Source organism: Alistipes timonensis JC136, from assembly GCF_900107675.1.
GTDB lineage: Bacteria > Bacteroidota > Bacteroidia > Bacteroidales > Rikenellaceae > Alistipes > Alistipes timonensis.
Genome location: NZ_FNRI01000003.1, coordinates 362,271 through 382,351, shown reverse-complemented (window position 1 = coordinate 382,351; position 20,081 = coordinate 362,271). Strand labels below are relative to the sequence as shown.

The window sequence follows — 20,081 nt, the reverse complement described above, 5'->3', positions numbered from 1 at the left end:
GGTGAAATTTTTCGTAAAAATAGTTATTTTTCCGCAATCCCCGAAGCGGCCGCTTCCCGGACCGCCCGGGCAAACTCATAGTGTTCGTAACGGCCGCGGACAACCCCGCCGTCAAGCACGTAGAAATCGTCGCAGATGCCGTCCAACTCCGCCAGCCGTGCGGCGACGAGCACCGTGCGGCCCTCCGAGCCGAGTTGCAGGATCAGTTGGCGGAGCATGAAGGCGCTCTCGACATCGAGTCCGCGAAAGGGCTCGTCGAGCAGTAGGACCCGTTTGGGATTCAGCAGCAGCAGGACCAGCGCCAGCCGTTTCCGCTCCGCTGCGGGAAGCGCCGCGGCCTCCGCGTCGAGCGGTACGGGCAGGCGGCGGAGCATAGCCGCGGGATTCGATCCGGGGTTGTAACGGACCGCGAGGTCGAGACAGTCGCGCGCCGTCAGTCCGGGCCAGAAGCGAGGTTCCGCCTCCGCAAAACCCACGTCACACCGCCGCAGGGGATGCCCGCCGGCGGTGATGCGCCCCGCGTCGGGGACCATAAGTCCGTACAATGCCTGCAACAGCGCGCTCCGTCCTTCGCCCGCAATGCCGTGGACTGCATTCGCCGGGAGGTGCATCGTCACGCCGTCGAAGAGCGTCCGCTCCCCGTCGCAAATCCGGAGGGCGTCAATCGTAATCATACAGGTAGCGGTTGAGGTTGCGTTCGGCCCGGAGCAGGTAACTCACTACAAGGCAAAGGCTGAGGGGCAGCAGAGGCGGGAGGAGAAATCCCGCGGCTCCCAGCCGGGCGGCCAGCGGCCAGCGCGGGGATTCGTCCGCCGGGTCGTAGCGGGCGTATTTGGCCGCGACGAAATAGAGCAGCGCCAGCGCCGCCAGCGGGGCCCATGCCGCGGCCATCCAGGCCAAACGGGGTTGTGCGAGGAGGGCCAGCGCGGCAAAAGGGGCTGTCGTCAGAAAATAGTTGCGCCAGGCCGTGAGGACCTTGCGGGCGAGCAGCCGCGCGGCGCCCTTTTCGGGCAGCAGCAGGAGTTGCAGGGGTTCGTTCGCGGCATAGAACGACCCGCAGGCCGCCGCCGCAAGATAAAGGGCCGGAAATCCGGCATAAGGGATGCAGGCGCAGACGGCCAGCACGACGGCCGCCGCAACGACCGCGGCAGGATGCCGACGCACGCCGGCGGTCCATTCGGGCGATCCGCCGAACACGCCCGGGCGCACCAGTCGCCCGGAGTAGACTTTTTCGGAAAGCATGTTATCGGACGACTTCCAGTTTTTCGAGTTTGTCGTCGAGGTCGATCTTGTCGATGATGGTCCTCACGAGTATGTCCATCTCCGAATCCGCCCGGTAGTCGGCCGGGCAGACATGGCTCACGCGGTTGTCGTGAATCAGCGAAGCCATCTCCTTGCGGGCGCCCTTCTGGTCGGGGTTGTAGACCGCGATGGAGTGGCCGCCGGAGTTTTTCACCAGCCGCATGCAGGGGATGTCGGTGGTCCCGTCGCCCACATAAATCATGTGTTTGAACGGCACGGGGCGTTCGTTTTCGGGGATATAGCGGTTGACCATCTTCGAATCGAAGACCGATTCGACGCCTTTGTTGATTTTGAAAATGAACTGCGTCTTGTTGGTGTAGTTAACCGCCACGGCGGGCCAGTAGGCGATGCCGTCCACGTCGTAGAGGAACGAACAAGCGTAGATCTTGCGGAACTCGTGGGCGATCTCCGTGCCCTCGATGATCTCCTTCAGCCCCGAGGAGTTGATGTAGTGCAAAATGCGGATGCCCCGCTCGGCGCCGTAGGCGTTGATGCGCGAAAACCACTCTTTGACCCCCGCGAAGAGCGTCACGCGGCGGCCCGAATCCTGGAACGCCTCGCGGCGCAGCGACAGGCCCTTCGACTTGGCCTCCTGGATCATCCGGGCCATGTACGTAAGGACCATGTCGGCGTCCTGCTCCTCGGCCAGCGTGTTGGCCTCGGTCCAGAACTCCTTGTTGCTCTTGCCGACGGCCGGAATGAAATCGTACTCCTGCATGTTGCCCGGGGCCAGCGTGCCGTCGAAATCGTAGATGAGTGCTATGGTGAATCTGAATTCCATCGTTTTCAAAGTTTTATTTTTTAACCCGGAGGGCCGCAAAACCGAATTGCGCAAGGTCCGGCAAACCGTCCGACCAATAAAAGGGTCGTTACGACCCCGACACCAAAGATACGTTTTTTTTTACTACTTTTGCAATAAACGTACGAAAACGCAAAAGATTATGGAATTCAAGGAATTGATCGCAAAACGCCGCTCGGTGCGCAAATTCTCCGACCGACCGGTTCCCCGCGAGGTCGTGGACCGCATCCTCGCCGAAGCCCTCACGGCCCCTTCGGCCCGCAATACGCGCTCGACACGCCTGATGGTGGTCAACGATCCGGCGCTGGTGGCCCGCATGGCCGACATGCGCGACTACGGATCGGGATTCCTGACGGGTGCGCCGCTGGCGATCGTGGTGCTGGGCGACACGTCGTCGAGCGACCTGTGGCGCGAGAACGCCGCGATTGCGGCGACGGTGGTGCAGCTGGCCTGCGTCGACGAGGGGCTGGCGTCGTGCTGGGTGCATGTCAACGGACGCCCCCGGCGCAAGGACGCACCCGACGGGGAGACGGCCGCCGATTACCTGCGGACCTTCCTGCCCGTTCCCGAGGGCTGCGAACCCCTCTGCGCCATCGCCGCAGGGTATTCGGATTTCACCCCCGCCCCGCTGCCCGCCGCGGACGACGAGGCGCGGATTATCCGCCTGAAATAGTCCCGTTCCGAAAAACCGATACGCCTACGCCACCCGACGCATGATCCCTCCGCCCCGAGCCGGTCTCCGCAGCCTGTTTGCCTTATGCTTCTGTCTGAGCCTTCTCCCGCCCGCCAACGGGCAGGAAGTGATTGTCGGAGCCGGTATGATGAGACCTCCGAGCACCGCCCGGACGGTAATCTACGTACAGGACAGCCTGACGAAAGAGCCACTGGTCGGAGCGACGGTCCGGATCGTTTCCGGAAAAGACACGCTTGCGTATGCAACGGTCAAAAACATGGTATTCACCGTCACAAGCGCTCGCTGCGAATGTTTCCGGAGGTTCCGGCATCCGGTGGAGCTGACCGTGAGTTTCATGGGTTACAAACCCTTTTCGAAAAGGTACGAAGCGAAAGATTTCGTCGGCAATATCGACGTGAATCTGGCCGAGGACGAACGGCAGATCGCCGCGGTGGAGGTGCGGGGCGACCGCATCGCCATGATTATCCGCGGAGATACGACCGTCTACGATGCCGCCGCTTTCAAGACCCTGCCCGGGGACCGGCTCGGGGAGCTGCTGAAACAGCTGCCGGGCATCGAGGTCCGCGACGGAAGCATCTTCGCCAACGGCGCGGAGATCAAACGCGTCTATGTCGACGGACAAACTTTCTTCGGCGACGACACGAAGGCCGCGCTCCGGGACCTGACGACCGAGGACATCAAGGACGTAAAGGTCTACGACGAGGACAATCCCGTGGCGAAACGCATCGGCGACACCCGGGCCCCGAAAGACAAGGTGATGGACGTCACCACGAAGAGCAAGCCCAAGATAATCAAAAATATTATGCTCGCAGCATCCGGAGGCGTCAGCACCCAGACCGACTACAACGGCAAACATACGGCACGACATGACGAGCGGGCCGTCGTCAGTCTGAACACACCCCGAAACAGCATGAGCCTGATGGCTTACAACGGCAGCAATGCCGCCCGGAGGTTAGGCATAGACGTATTATCGATATATACACCTCCGACCCCGTTCCGGTACACCGAAATAAACGGCAGTTACAGCCACCGGAAGGGCGACTCGCTGAAATACGGCATCAACGTTTCCATATATCTTGACCGAAGTGAGACTGAACAGCAAAGTATGACAGACTACTTTCCGACCGAGGTTTACGAGATCCGCCGGGTAGAGTCGCAGTCGAAAGCGCTGACGAAAAACAATACCTATGACCTGGGCGGAATGTTTACGCATGCCCGCGGAAGACACATCCTGCAAACCCGCATCAAGGGAAGCTATGGTACGCAGATGGGCCGCACGACGAACGGTTCGACCGACCGGACCGACGGAAACACCGTATCGCAGTTGCGCCGCACCCGTTCGGACGGGGATTCGAGAAAGTTGGAAGCCTCTGTATCGTATTCGCAAGGATTCAACAACGACGCATTTATTACAGCTTCGGCCTCTGCGGACTATTCGAACAACGACCGGGACGGCTGGGAAATAGATACGCTCGGCACAACCAGTTTCCGCACCAACCTGCGCAACCACGGCGACGGGTCCGTCTGGAACGTGCAGGGACAATTCGGATTTTCGAAGGATATTTCCAAAGTTTCGACAATCAGACTGAATTATGAATTCGACTACCGGAACGAGCGGTCGAAACAGCGGTCGGTCGATTTTCTGAACGATCCGCTGGGGGCGCTCGACCTGCTGAACACCTACGATTACACGGTCAACGCAAGCCACAACACCCTCACGTTCAATTACACCTTCCGGCCGAACCGGAAAGTCCGTTTAGACGCCGGCATCGGCGGCAACGCGACCGTCGCCAACCGCGACGAACGGCTGCCCCACGATGTGTACACGCCCCGGACCTTCTGGTCGGTAATCCCCAGACTGGATTTTTCATACAATTTCACACCGCAGAAAAGCCTGTCGCTCAGAGCGCAGTCGCGGGTGGACGATATTTCGCTCGAACAGCTGCGCGGAGTGATCGATACGCGCAACCCCCTGCTGCTTCGAGTGGGAAATCCCGATCTGAAACAACCCCTGAAGACCGATTTCTCGCTTGTTTACAACCAGCAGATCGCCGAAAGGAGTTTCAACTGGGCTGCCCGGTTCGACGGCAGCCACACGCTCCATTACATCGCCGACAAAACCACCTATTTCACCGAAGAGACCCCGCTGCCCGAATACGACTATACGGCACAGCGCGGAGCCACGCTCTCCACGTTCGACAACGCCGGCGGATACCTCAACCTGAACGCTTCGCTGTCGATGAGCAAACAGTTCAAGGCGGTCCGCACGACGATCCGAAGCAAACTGGAATACGGTTATTCGCAGGTTCCGTTCTTCCTGAACGGCGTCGCCCGGACAACGGACCAGCACTATATGGGCCTGATGCTCCACCTGATCGGGGGTTTTTCCTCGCACGTCACCCCCGAAATCCGCTGCACGGCGCGAATCGGGGAGTTCGCCAGCGGCCCCTACGGCAAAAGCCGTTACCTCGACGCCCAGATCAACGGCTCCCTGCGCTCGCGCTTCGCCGAAAAGTACGAGGCCAAGGCAATCGTCTTTTACAGCCTCTACCGCAACGACGTCTCGAAGCAGGCGGCCCGCGACGCGGTCTACTGCAACGTCGAAATCGGCCGTAAATTCGGGGCGAAGAACCGGCTGGGAATGCTGACAGGCGTCGTGGACATCTTCAATCAGGGCGAGAACCGCCGGACACAGGTGGTCAACGATTACATCTCGACCTCGCAGACATCACTGCTCGGCCGCTACTGGTTCCTCGAAGTTTCCTATACCTTCTGACAAAAAAATCGTCCTCTTTCGGAGGACGATTTTTCAGTTTCAATATGCTGAGGTCAATGCGCCTCGAGCCAGTTGTCGCCGACGCCGGCGTCGGCAATAAGCCGCACTTTGAGCTGCGCCGCGGATTCCATGCACTCGGTGACGATGGCCGTGACGCGCTCCTGTTCCGAACGGAGCATGTCGACGACCAATTCGTCATGCACCTGCAGGATCACCCGCGAGCGGATGCCCTCGGCGGCGAAACGCCGGTGGACATTGATCATGGCGATCTTCATGATGTCGGCCGCAGAACCCTGAATCGGGGCGTTCACGGCGTTGCGCTCGGCCAGTCCGCGCGCCACGGCGTTGTGCGACGAGATGTCGTTGAGGTAGCGGCGGCGGCCGAAGATCGTCGACACGAAACCCTCCTCCTTGGCCTTCTCAACCACGTTGTCCATATATTCCTTCACCTTGGGATAGGAGGCGAAATAGCCGTCGATGATCTCTTTGGCCTCCTTGCGGGGAATTTCGAGCCGCTGACTCAGACCGAAGGCCGAAATGCCGTAGATGATGCCGAAATTGGCCGTCTTGGCCCGGCGACGCTCCTCGGATGTCACCTCCTCCAGCGATTTGTTGAACAGTTTGGCGGCGGTGGCGGTGTGGATGTCCTCGCCGTGCTCGAAGGCCGCAATCAGCGACTCGTCGCCCGAAAGATGGGCCATCAGGCGCAGTTCGACCTGGCTGTAATCGGCCGAGAGCAACAGATGGTCGTCGTCCGAGGGGATGAACGCCTTGCGGATGCGGCGGCCCATGTCGTCGCGGACCGGAATGTTCTGCAGGTTGGGATTCGTCGACGAAAGGCGCCCGGTGGCCGTCACGGCCTGGTTGAATGAGGTATGAATACGCCCCGTGGTGCGGTTGACCAACTGGGGCAGCGCCTCGACATAGGTCGAAAGCAGTTTTTTGACGCCCCGGTACTCGAGAATCAGATCCACGATGCGGTGTTTGCGGGCGAACGACTGGAGGTAGTCCTCGTCGGTGCAGAACTGCTTGGTCTTGGTCATCTTGGGCTTCTCGGCGATGCGCATCTTCGCAAACAGCACCTCGCCCAACTGGCGCGCGGAGTTGATGTTCAGGTTCGCCTCGCCCGCCTCGGTGCGGATCGCCGCTTCCAGCTCGCCCAGCTTGCGGTTCAGCTCGACGGCATAGACGGCCAGCGCCCCGGTGTCGATCCTTACGCCCGCCATCTCGATATCGGCCAGCACGGCGATCATCGGCTCCTCGACCTCGAAATAGAGGTGCTGGAGACCGATCTTCTCGACCATCGGGTAGAGTTCATGTTTGAGCCGGAGGGCCACGTCGGCATCCTCGGCGGCGTACTCTTTGACGCGCTCGACGTTCACCAAGTCCATCGTCAGCTGCTTGGAACCCTTGCCTATCAGCGATTCGATCTCGATGGGCTTGTAGTTAAGGTAGCGTTCCGAAAGGGCGTTCATATTGTGGCGCGACTCGGGATCGAGCAGGTAGTGGAGGATCATCGTGTCGTACTTGCGGCCCCGGATCGCAATGCCCAGCCGGCGCAGCACCATCAGGTCGAATTTGATGTTCTGACCGATCTTGGCGATGTTCTCATTCTCGAACAGCGGCCGCACGATCTCCGCATATTGGGGCGTGTTCTCCTCTTTGAAGGGGACGTACCATGCTTTGAAAGGCTCCACGGCGAGCGACAGACCGACGATCCGGTCGTTGAAAATGTCGAATCCGGTGGTCTCCGTGTCGAAGCAGAACTCCTCGTATTTCCCGACCTCGGCAATCACTGCGCGCAGTTGTTCGGCGTTCTCGACAAGCGTATATTCATGGGGCGTGTTCTGGGCCGTCGCCAGCTGCATCGCATCGGCTTCGGCCTGCAGTTCGGCGACGGGAACCTCCCGAACCTCGGGCATCTGCACCACGGGGTCGCCGAACAGATTGCCCTGACCCGCCAGTGCGGCTTTCTTCGCCGCGGCGGACTTGGCGCGGGCCATCTCCGCCAGCTGGGTCTGCGCCTCCTGCCGGGGGCCTTCGGGAAGCGCCTCGGGCGGCGCGAGGTTGGCGAGGTCGTTCATGAAAGCCTTGAAATCGAGCTCGGCGAAGACCCCGCGCAATTCGTCGATATGGGGTTCGCAGACCGTGAGATCCTCCTCGCGGAAGGGGATCGGCACATCGAGGCATATGGTCGTCAGACGCTTGGCCAGACGCAGGTTGTCGGCCCACTCGGCGATCTTCTCGCCCTGTTTTCCCTTGATTTTCGAAACGTTGTCGAGGATGTTCTCGACCGTTCCCCACTCCTGGACCAGCTTGCAGGCGCTCTTTTCGCCGATGCCCGGCACGCCGGGGATATTGTCCGAAGCATCGCCCCACAGCGCGAGGATGTCGCGCACCAGCTGGGGGTCGTCGATGCCGTACTTCTCGCGGATGGCCTCGCGGCCGACGATCTCGATGCTCCCCTCAGCGCCCCGCTGCTTGTAGATGCGGCAATTGTCGCGCACGAGCTGCCCGTAGTCCTTGTCGGGGGTGACCATGTAGACGTCGTAACCCGCCTCGACGCCCTTTTGCGAGAGGGTTCCGATCACGTCGTCGGCCTCGTAGCCCGCGACCTCGAGGATCGGAATGCACATCGCCTCGAGCACCCGTTTGACATAGGGAACCGACAAGAGGATGTCCTCGGGCGTTTCGGCACGGTTCGCCTTGTATTCCGGAAAGATGTCGCGGCGGAAACTGCCGCCCTTGGGGTCGAAGGCCACCCCCAGCAGGTCGGGCCTTTCGCGTTTCTGGATGTCGCGCAGGAACTTCACGAACCCGAACACCACCGAGGTATTCATCCCCGCGCGGTTGCGCATGGGGCGTCCCAGAAAAGCATAGTAATACTTGAAAATCAACGCATAGGCGTCGACCAGAAAGAGTTTTTTCATATTAGATAGGTTGCGTCACTTGTGTTCGGGGAGCTGTCACTCGTTGTCGCCGGCGAACCATTCGGCGAACGAGGTTGCGGTTTCGTGGAGCTTCAGCGAATGGAGCGCAACACCTTCGGGAAGCCGGGCAGCGATGCGGCGGGCGAAATCGGCGAGCATGTTCTCACACGTAGGCTGATAGTCCACCGTAACGATATTTCCGAATCGTGCGGCGAGCACCCGGCGCAGTTCCGCACCCGACGCCGAATCCCGGAGCACCAGCGCATGGTCGAAACGCGAAACGATCTCCTCGTTCACAATCCGCTTCAACACCCCGAAGTCCATCACCATCCCGCACTTGGGATCGTCCGCATCTTCGGCCGGGCAGCCTTTCACCGTCACGAACAACCGGTAGGAGTGCCCGTGAATCTCGCGGCACGGCCCGTCGTATCCGTCGAGGGCATGCGCCGCCTCGAATGAAAATTCCTTGGTCAATCTGATCACTGTCATATTGCAAAGATAGTGCAAGGTGAGCGGAGTGCCAAATTTATTTGAGCACTTCCGAACCGCCGCCTGTCTAAGACAAAGTCAAAGATAGTGCAAGGCGAGGGCAGAAACAAATTTATTTGAGTTCTGCCGAGGCACAGCCTATCTAAGGCAACGCCAAAGATAGTGCAAGCTGCGGGCAAAAGCCAATCAATCGTTTGGTTCTGCCCGCGGCCTGCGGCTTTTAACGCTCCGGAACGCCTGTTCAGCGACGACCTCCGAGTTTCAGATAGCGGTCATAAAGACGGTCGTAAATCGCATGCCGCTCCATATCAGGCAAATATTCGTCCGAAAAACCGGGACACATCGCCTGCTGGGCCTCCTGCACCGACCCGTAGAGCCCGGCGGCGACCGCTGCGAACATCGCCGCACCCAGGGCGCAGGCCTGGTCGCTGTCCGCCACCCGGATCGGAACGCCGATGACGTCGGCCATCGTCTGCATCACAAAGGGCGATTTGCGGGCGATGCCGCCGATGGCGAGAATATTGTCGATGGGCACCCCCTCCTCGAGCATCCGCTCGTTGATGGCCCGGGACCCGAAGACCGTCGCTTCGACCAGCGTCTTGTAAATCGCCGGCGCCGACGTCGCAAGGGTCAGCCCGTCCAACGCACCCCGCACCCGGGGATCGGCATCAGGCGTGCGGCGTCCATTGTGCCAGTCGAGCGCCACGGGGTCTTCGGCCGTCAGCGGCAGCCGTTCGGCTTCGGCCGTCAGTTCCCCGAGGATTCGCTCTTCGAGCTGCGGATCGCTTTTGGCGATCTGCCGCAGCGGCCACGCCATCACCCGCCGGAACCAGGCATACAGGTCGCCGAAGGCGGCCTGCCCGGCCTCGAAACCGATATACCCGGGCAGCACCGAACCGTCGACCTGACCGCAGATGCCGTGCACGGTCCGGCTGCCGACCTCCTCGTAAGTGCCTACCACGATGTCGCACGTCGAGGTTCCCATCACTTTGACCAGCGTCCCGGGGACGATCCCGGCCCCGACGGCCCCGACATGGCAGTCGATGGCCCCCACGCCGACGGCGATGCCCGGTTTCAGTCCCAGCCGGGCGGCCCACTCGCCGCACAACCGGCCGACGCACGCGTCGCCCGTGACGGTATCGGAATAAAGATGGCCGCGGAAGAGGCCCAGCAGCGGATCGACCGCTTCCAGAAACTCCGGCGCAGGGAGTCCACCCCACGAGGCGTGCCACATCGCCTTGTGTCCGGCCACGCAACGGCTGCGGGCGATGGTTTCGGGGGTCGTGTCGCCGACCAGCAGGGCGCTGATCCAGTCACAATGCTCCACCCATGAATAGGCCGCCGGCAGCAACCGGGGCGAATGGCGCAGGCAGTGGAGCATCTTGGCCCACACCCATTCGCAGGAGTAAGTGCCGCCGCTGTAACGGGTATAATCGACTTCCCATTTCTTTGCTAAATCGTTTATTTCATCCGCTTCGGCAAGGGCCGTATGGTCTTTCCAGAGGACGAACATCGCATCGGGCTCCTCGGCGAACTCCGGCAGCAGGGCCAGCGGGGTGCCTTTGGCGTCAGTCAGCGCCGGGGTCGAGGCCGTGGTGTCGAAGGAGATGCCGCAGACAGCGTCGGCAACGTCGCGTCCGCAAGCCGCCAACGCCTGACGGACAGATGCTTCCAGAGATTCGACATAGTCGAGCGGATGCTGGCGGTAACGGTTGTGCGCGGGATCGCAGTAGAGCCGCTCGGCCCACCGGGGATAGGCCACCACCGCCGAGGCGAGCTCCGACCCGTCGGCGGCGTCGACAACGAGGCACCGCACGGAATCGCTCCCGAAATCGACGCCCAAAAGATAATTGGTTCGAGGTTGCATAGTTATTTCGGTTAATGGTTGAACGCTTCTTTCACAGCCCGCAATCCTCCCGGCACCAGGTCGCGGAGGAGCTCTTCGAGCAGGGCTTCATCCCCCTGCAGGTGGAAAACCTCCTGCGTGTGGCACAGCGTCTCGCCGGGCCGCAGGAAGGCCGCCGGCGACGAGGTTTCGATTTCATAGAACGGGCCCATCACCTCGCCGGTCTCGGTCGGCCCGTCGTTGTAGGCGTTGACGACATCCCCGCCGAACGGATCGGCCTGCGCGCCCCAGCGGCTCTCCACATAGCGGTCGCCCGCCGCAGAACGCCGGCAGCGAACCAGCGTCAGATGATGCGACACCGCGTCGTAACTGCCGCAGAGTCCCGTATCGCGGCCCGCAGGCAGCCCGATCTTCGACCGGAAAGCGCCGTCGATCCGCAGGCATACGAGCCCTCCGGATACGGAGAGCCGGTCGTCCGGAAGCGTTCCGAAGTAGTCGCTGTTGACGGCCGCACGCACGTTTTCGCCGTCGCAGGGCAGAAAAACGGTGGTCGACGGCGACGGCGTGAACATCCCGAGCATCCAGACCGACGGAGCGCCGCCCTCGGGCGTCCAGGCGTCCGGACCGCAGTTCCCGATGCGGTTCTCGCTGCGGTAGGCCACCAGAGCGAGCTCCGGCGACAGGGCATGCCCCAACGCCGCCTCCGCCTGTCGGAGCGAAAGCAGCTCGACACGCCGTGTCACCCCCACCTCAAAGCAGGTTCCGGCGGCATTGCGGAGCGACATCCCGGCTTCGAAACGCACCTGCCGGGCATCGCGGCCGACCACCCGGAAAGGCTCGGTGTCCAGCGCCGCCGGAACCTGCCAGTTGGCATAGACCTGCTCGGCGCCGGGTGCAAAATAGAGCGAGAAAGGACCGCCCTCAGGCCCGAGCCAGAGGCGTTCTTCGCCGCCGAAAGGGTTGAATCGGGATTTCCGGACCCCCGAAGCGATCAGCGAACGGTTTATCCAGCCGTAACCGGGCCCCTCGGGTCCGGTCGAAGCCGAGGTCATCACCCGTCCCTGCCACGCCGGAACCAGATAGACCCGGGCACGTCCCGATTCATCGGACAGTTCCACGCCCTGAACCCCGTAAGCCTCCAAAAATGAGCGCGCTTCGCCGTAAGTTTTCATATTCCGAAAGGGATAAAATCAAAAAAATTGCGAAAAAATTTGTTTATTAAAACGTTTTAATTACTTTTGCAAAAGTAACAGAAAATCCCAGATATTGCAAAAAAACGCCAAAAATATGCGCACGAAACGAGTTACCATAAAAGATATAGCCACGGAGGCAGGCGTTTCGATCGCCCTGGTCTCGTTCGTGATGAACAACAAGGCCGACGGCAAGAATACCTACCGGGTGAACAAGGAAACCGCCCAGCGCATTCTGGAAGTCGCTCAGAAGCTTAACTACCAGCCCAATAACGCCGCCCGCACCCTGCGCAGCGGCAAGACGAACACCATCGGCGTCATCGTTTCGGACATCTCGAACAAGTTCTTCGCCGACATCGCCCGGTGCATCGAGAATCACGCATATAAACATAAGTACACCGTGCTGTTCGGCAGCACCGACGAGAATCCGCAGAAGTTGGAGAATCTGGTCGAGGTCTTCCGCAACAAGGGCATCGACGGCCTGATAGTCGTTCCGTGCGAGGGCGCGGACGAAATCATCCGCGACATCGCCCGCCAGAACATCCCGCTCGTGCTGCTCGACCGCGAGGTGCCCGACCTGGAGGTCAGCAGCGTCGTGCTGAACAACCGCCGTGCCGGGTACGAAACGACCGAAGCGCTGATCCGGCGCGGGTTCACCCGCATCGAGATGATCTCCTACTCGATGGGGCTCTCGAACATCCGCGAACGCGAAGAGGGCTACCGCCGCTGCATGCAGGCAAACGAAATGGGCGAAAACGTCGTCATACACCACCTGCGCCATGACAAACTCGCCAAGATCGAGGATATCATCCGCGAGGCCCGGCAGCGCCGCGTCGAGGCTTTCCTCTTCGCCACCAACACCCTGGCAGGCCAGGGATTGAGCGCCATCTTCCGCAACGGCTGGCGTGTGCCCCAGGATATCGCCATCGCCTGCTTCGACACCAACGAAGCCTTCGACATCTATAAAACCGCCATCGCCTATGTCCGCCAGCCCATCGAACAGTTCGGGACCGAGGCCCTCGACCTGCTGATCAAAGGCATCGAACAACGCGACAAGCCCGGAAGCTGCACGCGCATCGTGCTGACGCCCGAAATCGTCGAGAGCCTCCCCGAAGAGGAACTGCGGAGTGCAGAGACGGCGGTCGCGGAAGCTTAAAATATTTGCTCCGAAGCTAAAACGATTTATAAGAAACCGACATAAAACCATGAACCCGGCAATCCATCCGTTTTACAAGGCGAGCGTCCTCGCCATCCGCAGCGCAGCGCTGGCCGCCGCACTCCTCGTCACGACATCGGCATCGGCCGTAACAGACATTCGACAGGCGTCACCTGTCACCGATTCCAAGGGGGGGGGTGACACCCCGTCCCAATCCGACCCGGACATCCTGCGCCACAACAATCCGGGCCTCACGGTCGACCTGGGGGTCGGACTGTGGGGCATTCCGCTGCCCGTGGACTACGACGGCGACGGCGTGAAAGACCTGCTGGTGTCGTGCCCCGACCGCCCCTACAAGGGACTCTATTTCTTTAAAAACATCGGTACGCCGCGCCATCCCCGTTTCGCCGCCGCCGAGCGCATCAGCGAGAAGGGGATGAACAACATCCGTCTCTCGGAGGTGGACGGAAAACCTTACGTCCTCTCGAAGAATTTCGAATATCCCGACTTTTTCAAAGCTCCCTACGCCAAAAAACGCCGCCTGCACTACGAAGGCGAGGAGCTCGGCGCCACCTACAACAAGTCGCGGAGCAATATGTGGAACTACGTCGACTGGGACGGCGACGGCGACAAGGATATCGTCGTAGGCATCGACACGTGGGACGACTACGGCTGGGACAACGCTTTCGACAGTCTCGGACGCTGGACCCGGGGTCCGCTGCACGGCTATGTCTACCTGCTGGAAAACACCGGCAAGGGATATGTCAACCGCGGCAAGGTGGAGGCGGCAGGCGCCCCGATCGACGTCTACGGAGCGCCCAATCCGTGTATCGCCGACTGGGACGGCGACGGTGATCTGGACCTGATCTGCGGCGAGTTCGTCGACGGGCTGACCTGGTTCGAGAACATCGGAACCCGCACGGAACCCCGCTTTGCGGCGGGACGTCCGCTTGCCAACAAACACGGGGAGATCCGCCTCCATCTGGAGATGATCGTCCCGGTGGTTTCGGATTTCGACGGCGACGGGCATCCCGACCTCATCGTCGGCGACGAAGACGGCCGCGTGGCCTGGGTGCGCCACACGGGGAAGGTCAAAAAAGGCATGCCGCAGTTCGAATCGCCCGTCTACTTCACCCAGCAGGCCGATCTGGTGAAATTCGGGGCCCTTTCGACCCCGTGCGCCTTCGACTGGGACGGCGACGGGAAACAGGACATCATTGCCGGCAATTCCGCCGGCGAGATCGCTTTCATCCGCAACCTCTCGGGCGGCGAAAACCCCGTGTGGGACGCTCCGCGCCTCTTCACCGTCAACGGCAAGCCCATCCGCATCCAGGCCGGGGAGAACGGCTCGATACAAGGTCCCGCCGAACGCAAATGGGGCTATACGGTGCTCTCCGTGGCCGACTGGGACGGCGACGGACTTCCCGACATCATCGTCAACTCGATCTGGGGCAAGATCGAATGGTTCCGCAACCTCGGCAGCAAGGACGGGCTGAAACTCGCTCCGGCGCAGCCCGTGCGCGTGGCCTGGGAGGGAGAAACTCCCAAACCCGCCTGGAACTGGTGGACGCCGGAGCCCGGCACGCTCGTCACGCAATGGCGCACGACGCCCGTGGCGATGGACTGGAACGGCGACGGCCTGACAGACCTCATCGTCCTCGACCAGGAGGGTTACCTCGCCTATTACGAACGTTTCCGCACCCCCGGCGGCGAATTGCTGCTCCGTCCCGGACGCCGCATCTTCCACGGCACGAACTGCTCGCTTTACAGCGCCAAAAAAGGGGTGGTGGAGACATCCGAAGGGCTCCTGCGCCTGAACGACGGCATCGGCGGGCAATCCGGGCGCCGCAAAATCTGCTTCATCGACTGGGACGGCGACGGGCGTCTCGACCTGATCGTCGACAGCCAGAACGCCTGCTGGTTCCGCAACGTCCGCGAGGAGCAGGGCGAGGTGTGGTACGAATACATGGGCAACGTCAACGAGCGCATACTGGCCGGCCACACGACCTGCCCGACACCCATCGACTGGCGGGGCGACGGCACGCCGGAACTCCTGCTGGGGGCCGAGGACGGCCACTTCTACCGGATGGCAAATCAACAGGCGCGATGAAAACCTGCCTCACGACACTCTGCGCCCTATTGCTGGCCACCGCCGTGTCGCAGGCGGCCGAGCCGCTGCGCGTCAAACTCTTCCCGGAGGGAACCCCGACGAAGAGCGGTCTGGAAGAGCAGCCCGAAGGCGTGAACGACAAGGGCTACTACATCCGGGTCAGCGACCCCGAATTGTTGGTATATCTCCCCGATCCGGCCCGCGCCACGGGACAGGCCATGCTGGTCGTGCCGGGCGGGAGTTACGAGAAAGTCTGCATCACACACGAAGGTTACAAGACCGCCGAGTGGCTCAACGAACACGGCATCGCCGCAATGATCCTCAAATACCGGATGCCGAACGGCCATCCCGGGATTCCGCTCGAGGACGGCGAGCAGGCGATGCGCGTCATCCGCCGCAACGCCGCGCAATGGAACATCGATCCCCGCAGCGTGGGAATTATCGGATTCTCGGCGGGAGGCCACTTCGCCTCGACGCTCATCACGGAATACACGAGCGGGGAGACGCGCCCCGACTTCGCCGTCCTGGTCTACCCGGTCGTCTCGATGAAGTATTCCAGCGTCCGGACCCGGGAGAACCTTCTCGGGGACCGCAGCGAAGAGGAGGCATTGCGCAAACGTCACTCGACCTCCGGGCAGGTGCACGAAGGAGTGCCCGAGACAATGCTCCTGCTGTGCAGCGACGACAAAGCGGTGGTTCCGGACAACTCCATCGCCTTCTGCCGGGCCCTCATCCGCCGCGGGGTGAAGGCCGAAATGCATATCTATCCCGAAGGGGGCCACGGCTTCTGGATGCGCGAACGCTACAAGTACGGCGACGAAACCTATCCGGCCGTCATCCGGTGGATCGAACAACACAAGACAACCAACTGATCAAACACAAAAACATAAAAAAATGAAGACTATCAAAGGGATCATTCCCCCGATGATTACCCCCTTGAAGGGCGACGACCAAATCGACCGTGAAGGCACCGTACGACTCACGGAGCACATCCTCGCCGGCGGCGTCCACGCCCTCTTCCTGCTCGGCACCACCGGCGAGGCGCAGAGCCTCTCCTACAAATGCCGTTACGACTTCGTCGAACTGGTATGCCGTCAGGTCGCCGGGCGCGTTCCCGTGCTGGTGGGCGTCACCGACACGTCGCTCGACGAGAGCGTCAAGCTGGCCGCCCACGCCGCGAAATGCGGCGCCGTGGCAGTCGTGGCCGCCGCGCCCTACTACTTCGCTCCCTCGCAGCAGGAGTTGATCGAATACTACACGGCGCTGGCCGACGCGCTGCCGCTGCCGCTCTTCCTCTACAACATGCCGTCGCACGTGAAGGTGTTCCTCGAACCCGCGACCGTCAAAACGCTGGCCGACCACCCGAACATCGTCGGACTGAAGGACAGCTCGGCCAACATGACCTATTTCCAAACGCTGCTCTACCACCTGGGCGGCCGCGAGGATTTCGCCCTCTACGTGGGTCCCGAAGAGCTGACGGGCGAAAGCGTCGTGATGGGCGCCGACGGCGGCGTGAACGGCGGCGCCAACATCTTCCCCGAACTCTACGTGCAGATGTACTACGCCGCCTGCAACCACGACGTGAACACGATGCACGCGCTGCAACGGAAGATCATGCAGATCAGCACGTCGCTCTACACCGTCGGCAAATACGGGTCGAGCTACCTGAAAGGCGTCAAATGCGCGCTCTCGCTGCTGGGCATCTGCGACGACTACATGTCCTATCCCTACCGGAAATTCCGCACCGAGGAGCGTGCCCGCATCCGCAAGGCCCTCGAAGCCCTGGGCGCTGAATGCGGCGAATAACACACAACCAAATCCCCCTAACCCGATAAAAAATGGAGATAACCATACTCGATTACCTCGTCTTTTTCATCTTCGTGGGCGGTGTCGCCCTCTTCGGATGCTCGTTCTACTTCCGCAGCCGTAAAGGCGCCGCGGCATTCACCGCCGCCGAAGGTTCGCTGCCCACGTGGGTCGTGGGCATGTCGATCTTCGCCACGTTCGTCAGCAGCATCAGCTTCCTCGGGCTTCCCGGCGACGCCTACAAAGGCAACTGGAACCCCTTCGTATTCAGCCTCTCGATCCCCATCGCCACATGGCTCGCGGCCAAGGTCTTCATCCCGCTCTACCGCGGAATCAACAGCGTCTCGGCCTACCACTACCTCGAAATGCGCTTCGGCTACTGGGCCCGCTGTTACGTGGCGGTCTGCTACCTGCTGACGCAGCTCGCCCGCGTGGGCTCGATTCTGCTGCTGCTGGCCCTGCCGCTGAACACGATGTTCGGCTGGGACATTCAGACCATCATCATCTGCACGGGCATCGCCACGCTGATCTACACCCTGCTGGGCGGCATCGCCGCCGTGGTCTGGACCGACGCCATCCAGGGCATCATCCTCATCGTCGGGGCCGTCGCCTGCGCCGCGATCCTCACCTTCACGATGCCCGAAGGTCCCGGACAGCTCTTCGCGATAGCCTCGGAACACGGCAAGTTCAGCCTCGGGAGCTTCGGCGCAAGCCTTACGGAACCGACCTTCTGGGTGGTGCTCATCTACGGACTGTTCGTCAACATGCAGAACTACGGCATCGACCAGAACTACGTGCAGCGCTACATGACGACCCGCTCGACGGCCGAAGCCGTGAAGTCGACCCTTTTCGGCGGTCTGCTCTACATACCCGTGTCGCTGGTCTTCGTCTACATCGGCACGGCGCTCTTCTCCTACTACACGGCGCGTCCCGAACTGCTGCCCGCCGGCACGCCCTCGGACCAGGTCTTCCCGTGGTTCATCGTCCACGGACTGCCTACGGGCCTCACGGGCCTCGTGATCGCCTCGCTCTTCTCGGCCGGCATGTCGACCATCGCCACGAGCATCAACTCCTCGGCGACGATCGTGCTGACGGACTTCGCCAAGCGGCTCTCGAAAAAGGAACTCTCCGAGAAAAAGAGCATGCGGGTGCTCTACGCCACGTCGTTCGTCGTGGGAGCCCTGGGCATCATCATGGGACTGATGATGATGCGCATCGACGGCGTGCTGGACGCCTGGTGGAAACTGGCGTCGATCTTCAGCGGCGGCATGCTGGGGCTGTTCCTGCTGGGCGTCGTCTGCAAGACCGTGCGCCGGGCCCATGCGGTCGTCGCCGTGATCCTCGGACTGCTGACCATCGCCTGGATGAGCCTCTCGCCGCTGATTAACGAAGGTTCGCCCTTCTACCGTTTCCACAGCCCGCTGCACACCTACCTCACCATCGTCTTCGGAACGACGGTCATCTTCCTGACGGGCTTCCTGCTCACGAAACTCACGAACCGCAAAGCCGAAAACGCATGAAAACCCGACTGAAAACCGGACTGCTGCTCTGCGGCGGCGTCCTGGGCGGCAGCGCCGCCGTGGCGGCCCAGAAACAGCCCAACATCCTGCTGGTGCTGAGCGACGACCAGAGCGCCTTCGCCGTCGGCTGTTACGGCAACGCCGACATCCGGACGCCGAATCTCGACCGTTTCGCCTCCGAAGGAGTGCGCTTCAACCGCGCCTACGCCACCTCGCCGCAGAGCGTGCCTTCGCGCGCCTCGATCATGACGGGGCGTTCGCCCGTGGCGGTGAACATGACCCGCTTCAACGTGACGCTCGCCCGCCGCTTCCGCGCCTTTCCCGAATACCTGCGCGAGAACGGCTACTACACGGGCGTCGCCGGGCGCGGCTACCACCTCGACGGAGCCGTCAGCGGCCGGGTCGGAAAGATCAAGGAGGTCGAACTCTACTACGCGGAGCACGGCTACAAGACCTTCCCCGACCGGCTCGACACCTGCATGGTCGTCGCCGACGCCAGCAGGGGCAAGAACCACTGGAAGATCAACGCCCAGTTCCGGACCTTCATGGAGCGCCGCGACAAGGACAAGCCCTTCTTCCTGCAACTCTGCTATTCCGATCCCCACACGCCTTACGACGCCCCGAAGGTGCACGACCCCCGGTCGCTGACCCTCCCGCCGTTCTATCCCGACACGCAGCTGGTCCGCGAATACCTGGCGGCCTATTACGACGAGATACACCGGATGGACTCTGATTTCGGGGAGGTGCTGCGCTACCTCGACGAACACGGCCTGAGCGACAACACGATCGTCATCTTCATGGGCGACAACGGCGGAGCGCAGTTCATGGCCAAAGGCACGCTCTATGAAAACGGAATCCGGGTGCCGTTCCTGGTCCGCTGGCCCGGGCGCATCGCCCCGGCCGTGACGGACGCCGTGGTCTCCAACGTGGACATCGCCTCGACCTGTCTGGCGGCCGCCGGGCTGCCGGTTCCCGAAGAGATGGAGGGTGCGGACCTCCTGCCCCTCATGGTGCAGGGCGAAACTCCGGCCGAAAGGTGGGTCTACTCCGTGCGGAGCTGCCACGCGACCAATTCGCTGCCGGGCAAAACCTCGGTCTTCGACCAGATGCGCTGCATCGTCGGCGAACGGTACAAACTCATCTACAACCTGCTGCCCGGTCTGCCGTGGGTGCCCATCGATTTCTCCGGCACGGAGATGTTCGCCGAACTGAAACGCATGCACAGGAGCGGAGAGCTCGATGCGCTTTCGAGCCGCCTCTATTTCTCGCCGACACGCCCGATGTTCGAGCTCTACGACCTGCGGAACGACCCCTGCGAACAGCGCAACCTGATCGACGATCCGGCGCTGAAAGAGATCCGCAACGACCTGATCCTGAAACTGACCTACAAGATGATCGAGGACGAAGATTTCGTGACGCTCCCTCATCCGAAAATTTACGAATAAGAACCGAAAAATCATCCG

Annotated in this window: 15 protein-coding genes; 8 read left to right on the top strand and 7 right to left on the bottom strand. The window is 61.6% G+C overall.

The features are described 5' to 3' along the window. Positions 1-23: 23 nt before the first annotated feature. Genes BLU78_RS06010 through BLU78_RS06000 form a run of 3 tightly spaced genes read right to left on the bottom strand, consistent with a single transcriptional unit; the run spans position 24 to position 2,083 of the window. Positions 24-674 (bottom strand): ATP-binding cassette domain-containing protein, encoded by a 651-nt coding sequence (locus BLU78_RS06010; protein WP_010261899.1) that lies wholly within the window; start codon positions 672-674, stop codon positions 24-26. Then, entirely contained in the window at positions 661-1,242 is a 582-nt protein-coding gene (locus BLU78_RS06005) for a hypothetical protein (RefSeq protein ID WP_010261896.1), read from the bottom strand. Before BLU78_RS06005 ends, BLU78_RS06010 begins: the two co-directional genes overlap by 14 nt. 1 nt (position 1,243) lies before the next feature. After that, on the bottom strand, positions 1,244-2,083 hold the full coding sequence (locus BLU78_RS06000; protein ID WP_020691997.1) for an HAD family hydrolase: 840 nt from the start codon (positions 2,081-2,083) through the stop codon (positions 1,244-1,246). A gap of 160 nt (positions 2,084-2,243) precedes the next feature. On the opposite strand from BLU78_RS06000, the gene BLU78_RS05995 reads away from it, so the two are divergent. After that, positions 2,244-2,774 (top strand): nitroreductase family protein, encoded by a 531-nt coding sequence (locus BLU78_RS05995; protein WP_010261890.1) that lies wholly within the window; start codon positions 2,244-2,246, stop codon positions 2,772-2,774. Between the two features lie 145 nt (positions 2,775-2,919). Then, positions 2,920-5,571 carry a peptidase associated domain and porin domain-containing protein gene (locus tag BLU78_RS05990; RefSeq protein ID WP_010261888.1) on the top strand — a complete coding sequence of 884 codons (2,652 nt, stop codon included), beginning with the start codon at positions 2,920-2,922 and terminating at the stop codon, positions 5,569-5,571. A 53-nt stretch (positions 5,572-5,624) separates the two neighbouring features. On the opposite strand, the gene polA is transcribed toward BLU78_RS05990, so the two are convergent. The 4 genes from polA to BLU78_RS05970 all read right to left on the bottom strand — a co-directional run bounded on the left by polA (position 5,625) and on the right by BLU78_RS05970 (position 12,008). Next, on the bottom strand, positions 5,625-8,501 hold the full coding sequence (gene polA, locus BLU78_RS05985) for a DNA polymerase I (RefSeq protein ID WP_010261886.1): 2,877 nt from the start codon (positions 8,499-8,501) through the stop codon (positions 5,625-5,627). A 36-nt stretch (positions 8,502-8,537) separates the two neighbouring features. After that, the gene (locus BLU78_RS05980; protein ID WP_176791124.1) at positions 8,538-8,990 is read right to left on the bottom strand and encodes a 6-pyruvoyl trahydropterin synthase family protein; all 453 of its coding nucleotides are present in this window, start codon (positions 8,988-8,990) and stop codon (positions 8,538-8,540) included. A 241-nt stretch (positions 8,991-9,231) separates the two neighbouring features. After that, positions 9,232-10,857 (bottom strand): ribulokinase, encoded by a 1,626-nt coding sequence (locus tag BLU78_RS05975; RefSeq protein WP_026020704.1) that lies wholly within the window; start codon positions 10,855-10,857, stop codon positions 9,232-9,234. Between the two features lie 11 nt (positions 10,858-10,868). Then, positions 10,869-12,008, bottom strand: a complete 1,140-nt coding sequence (locus tag BLU78_RS05970) for a DUF6786 family protein (RefSeq protein WP_026020703.1) — start codon at positions 12,006-12,008, stop codon at positions 10,869-10,871. Positions 12,009-12,123: 115 nt separating this feature from the next. Here BLU78_RS05970 and BLU78_RS05965 point away from each other — a divergent pair, with 115 nt between their 5' ends. From BLU78_RS05965 to BLU78_RS05940, 6 genes are read left to right on the top strand one after another with little or no spacing between them, the layout of a single operon-like run. Further along, positions 12,124-13,182 carry a LacI family DNA-binding transcriptional regulator gene (locus BLU78_RS05965; RefSeq protein WP_231290796.1) on the top strand — a complete coding sequence of 353 codons (1,059 nt, stop codon included), beginning with the start codon at positions 12,124-12,126 and terminating at the stop codon, positions 13,180-13,182. A 49-nt stretch (positions 13,183-13,231) separates the two neighbouring features. Beyond that, positions 13,232-15,292, top strand: a complete 2,061-nt coding sequence (locus BLU78_RS05960) for an FG-GAP repeat domain-containing protein (protein ID WP_010261871.1) — start codon at positions 13,232-13,234, stop codon at positions 15,290-15,292. Then, positions 15,289-16,164: an alpha/beta hydrolase gene (locus BLU78_RS05955; RefSeq protein WP_010261868.1), complete on the top strand. Its 876-nt coding sequence runs from the start codon at positions 15,289-15,291 to the stop codon at positions 16,162-16,164. The genes BLU78_RS05960 and BLU78_RS05955 overlap by 4 nt, the downstream gene beginning before the upstream one ends. A gap of 22 nt (positions 16,165-16,186) precedes the next feature. Beyond that, positions 16,187-17,098, top strand: coding sequence for a dihydrodipicolinate synthase family protein (locus BLU78_RS05950; RefSeq protein WP_010261865.1), 912 nt, complete (start codon positions 16,187-16,189; stop codon positions 17,096-17,098). A gap of 32 nt (positions 17,099-17,130) precedes the next feature. Continuing rightward, positions 17,131-18,618 carry a sodium:solute symporter family protein gene (locus tag BLU78_RS05945; protein ID WP_009597978.1) on the top strand — a complete coding sequence of 496 codons (1,488 nt, stop codon included), beginning with the start codon at positions 17,131-17,133 and terminating at the stop codon, positions 18,616-18,618. Further along, positions 18,615-20,063, top strand: coding sequence for a sulfatase family protein (locus BLU78_RS05940; RefSeq protein WP_010261858.1), 1,449 nt, complete (start codon positions 18,615-18,617; stop codon positions 20,061-20,063). The genes BLU78_RS05945 and BLU78_RS05940 overlap by 4 nt, the downstream gene beginning before the upstream one ends. The last annotated feature ends 18 nt before the right edge of the window (positions 20,064-20,081 follow it).

Excerpts from the sequence above, each read along its gene's own strand:
- BLU78_RS05960 (WP_010261871.1), top strand. The coding sequence starts at position 13,232 with ATGAACCCGGCAATCCATCCGTTTTACAAGGCGAGCGTCCTCGCCATC.
- BLU78_RS05975 (WP_026020704.1), bottom strand. The coding sequence starts at position 10,857 with ATGCAACCTCGAACCAATTATCTTTTGGGCGTCGATTTCGGGAGCGAT.
- BLU78_RS05995 (WP_010261890.1), top strand. The coding sequence starts at position 2,244 with ATGGAATTCAAGGAATTGATCGCAAAACGCCGCTCGGTGCGCAAATTC.
- BLU78_RS05970 (WP_026020703.1), bottom strand. The coding sequence starts at position 12,008 with ATGAAAACTTACGGCGAAGCGCGCTCATTTTTGGAGGCTTACGGGGTT.
- BLU78_RS05990 (WP_010261888.1), top strand. The coding sequence starts at position 2,920 with ATGATGAGACCTCCGAGCACCGCCCGGACGGTAATCTACGTACAGGAC.
- BLU78_RS05980 (WP_176791124.1), bottom strand. The coding sequence starts at position 8,990 with ATGACAGTGATCAGATTGACCAAGGAATTTTCATTCGAGGCGGCGCAT.
- BLU78_RS05940 (WP_010261858.1), top strand. The coding sequence starts at position 18,615 with ATGAAAACCCGACTGAAAACCGGACTGCTGCTCTGCGGCGGCGTCCTG.
- polA (WP_010261886.1), bottom strand. The coding sequence starts at position 8,501 with ATGAAAAAACTCTTTCTGGTCGACGCCTATGCGTTGATTTTCAAGTAT.
- BLU78_RS05950 (WP_010261865.1), top strand. The coding sequence starts at position 16,187 with ATGAAGACTATCAAAGGGATCATTCCCCCGATGATTACCCCCTTGAAG.
- BLU78_RS06010 (WP_010261899.1), bottom strand. The coding sequence starts at position 674 with ATGATTACGATTGACGCCCTCCGGATTTGCGACGGGGAGCGGACGCTC.
- BLU78_RS06000 (WP_020691997.1), bottom strand. The coding sequence starts at position 2,083 with ATGGAATTCAGATTCACCATAGCACTCATCTACGATTTCGACGGCACG.
- BLU78_RS06005 (WP_010261896.1), bottom strand. The coding sequence starts at position 1,242 with ATGCTTTCCGAAAAAGTCTACTCCGGGCGACTGGTGCGCCCGGGCGTG.
- BLU78_RS05945 (WP_009597978.1), top strand. The coding sequence starts at position 17,131 with ATGGAGATAACCATACTCGATTACCTCGTCTTTTTCATCTTCGTGGGC.
- BLU78_RS05955 (WP_010261868.1), top strand. The coding sequence starts at position 15,289 with ATGAAAACCTGCCTCACGACACTCTGCGCCCTATTGCTGGCCACCGCC.
- BLU78_RS05965 (WP_231290796.1), top strand. The coding sequence starts at position 12,124 with ATGCGCACGAAACGAGTTACCATAAAAGATATAGCCACGGAGGCAGGC.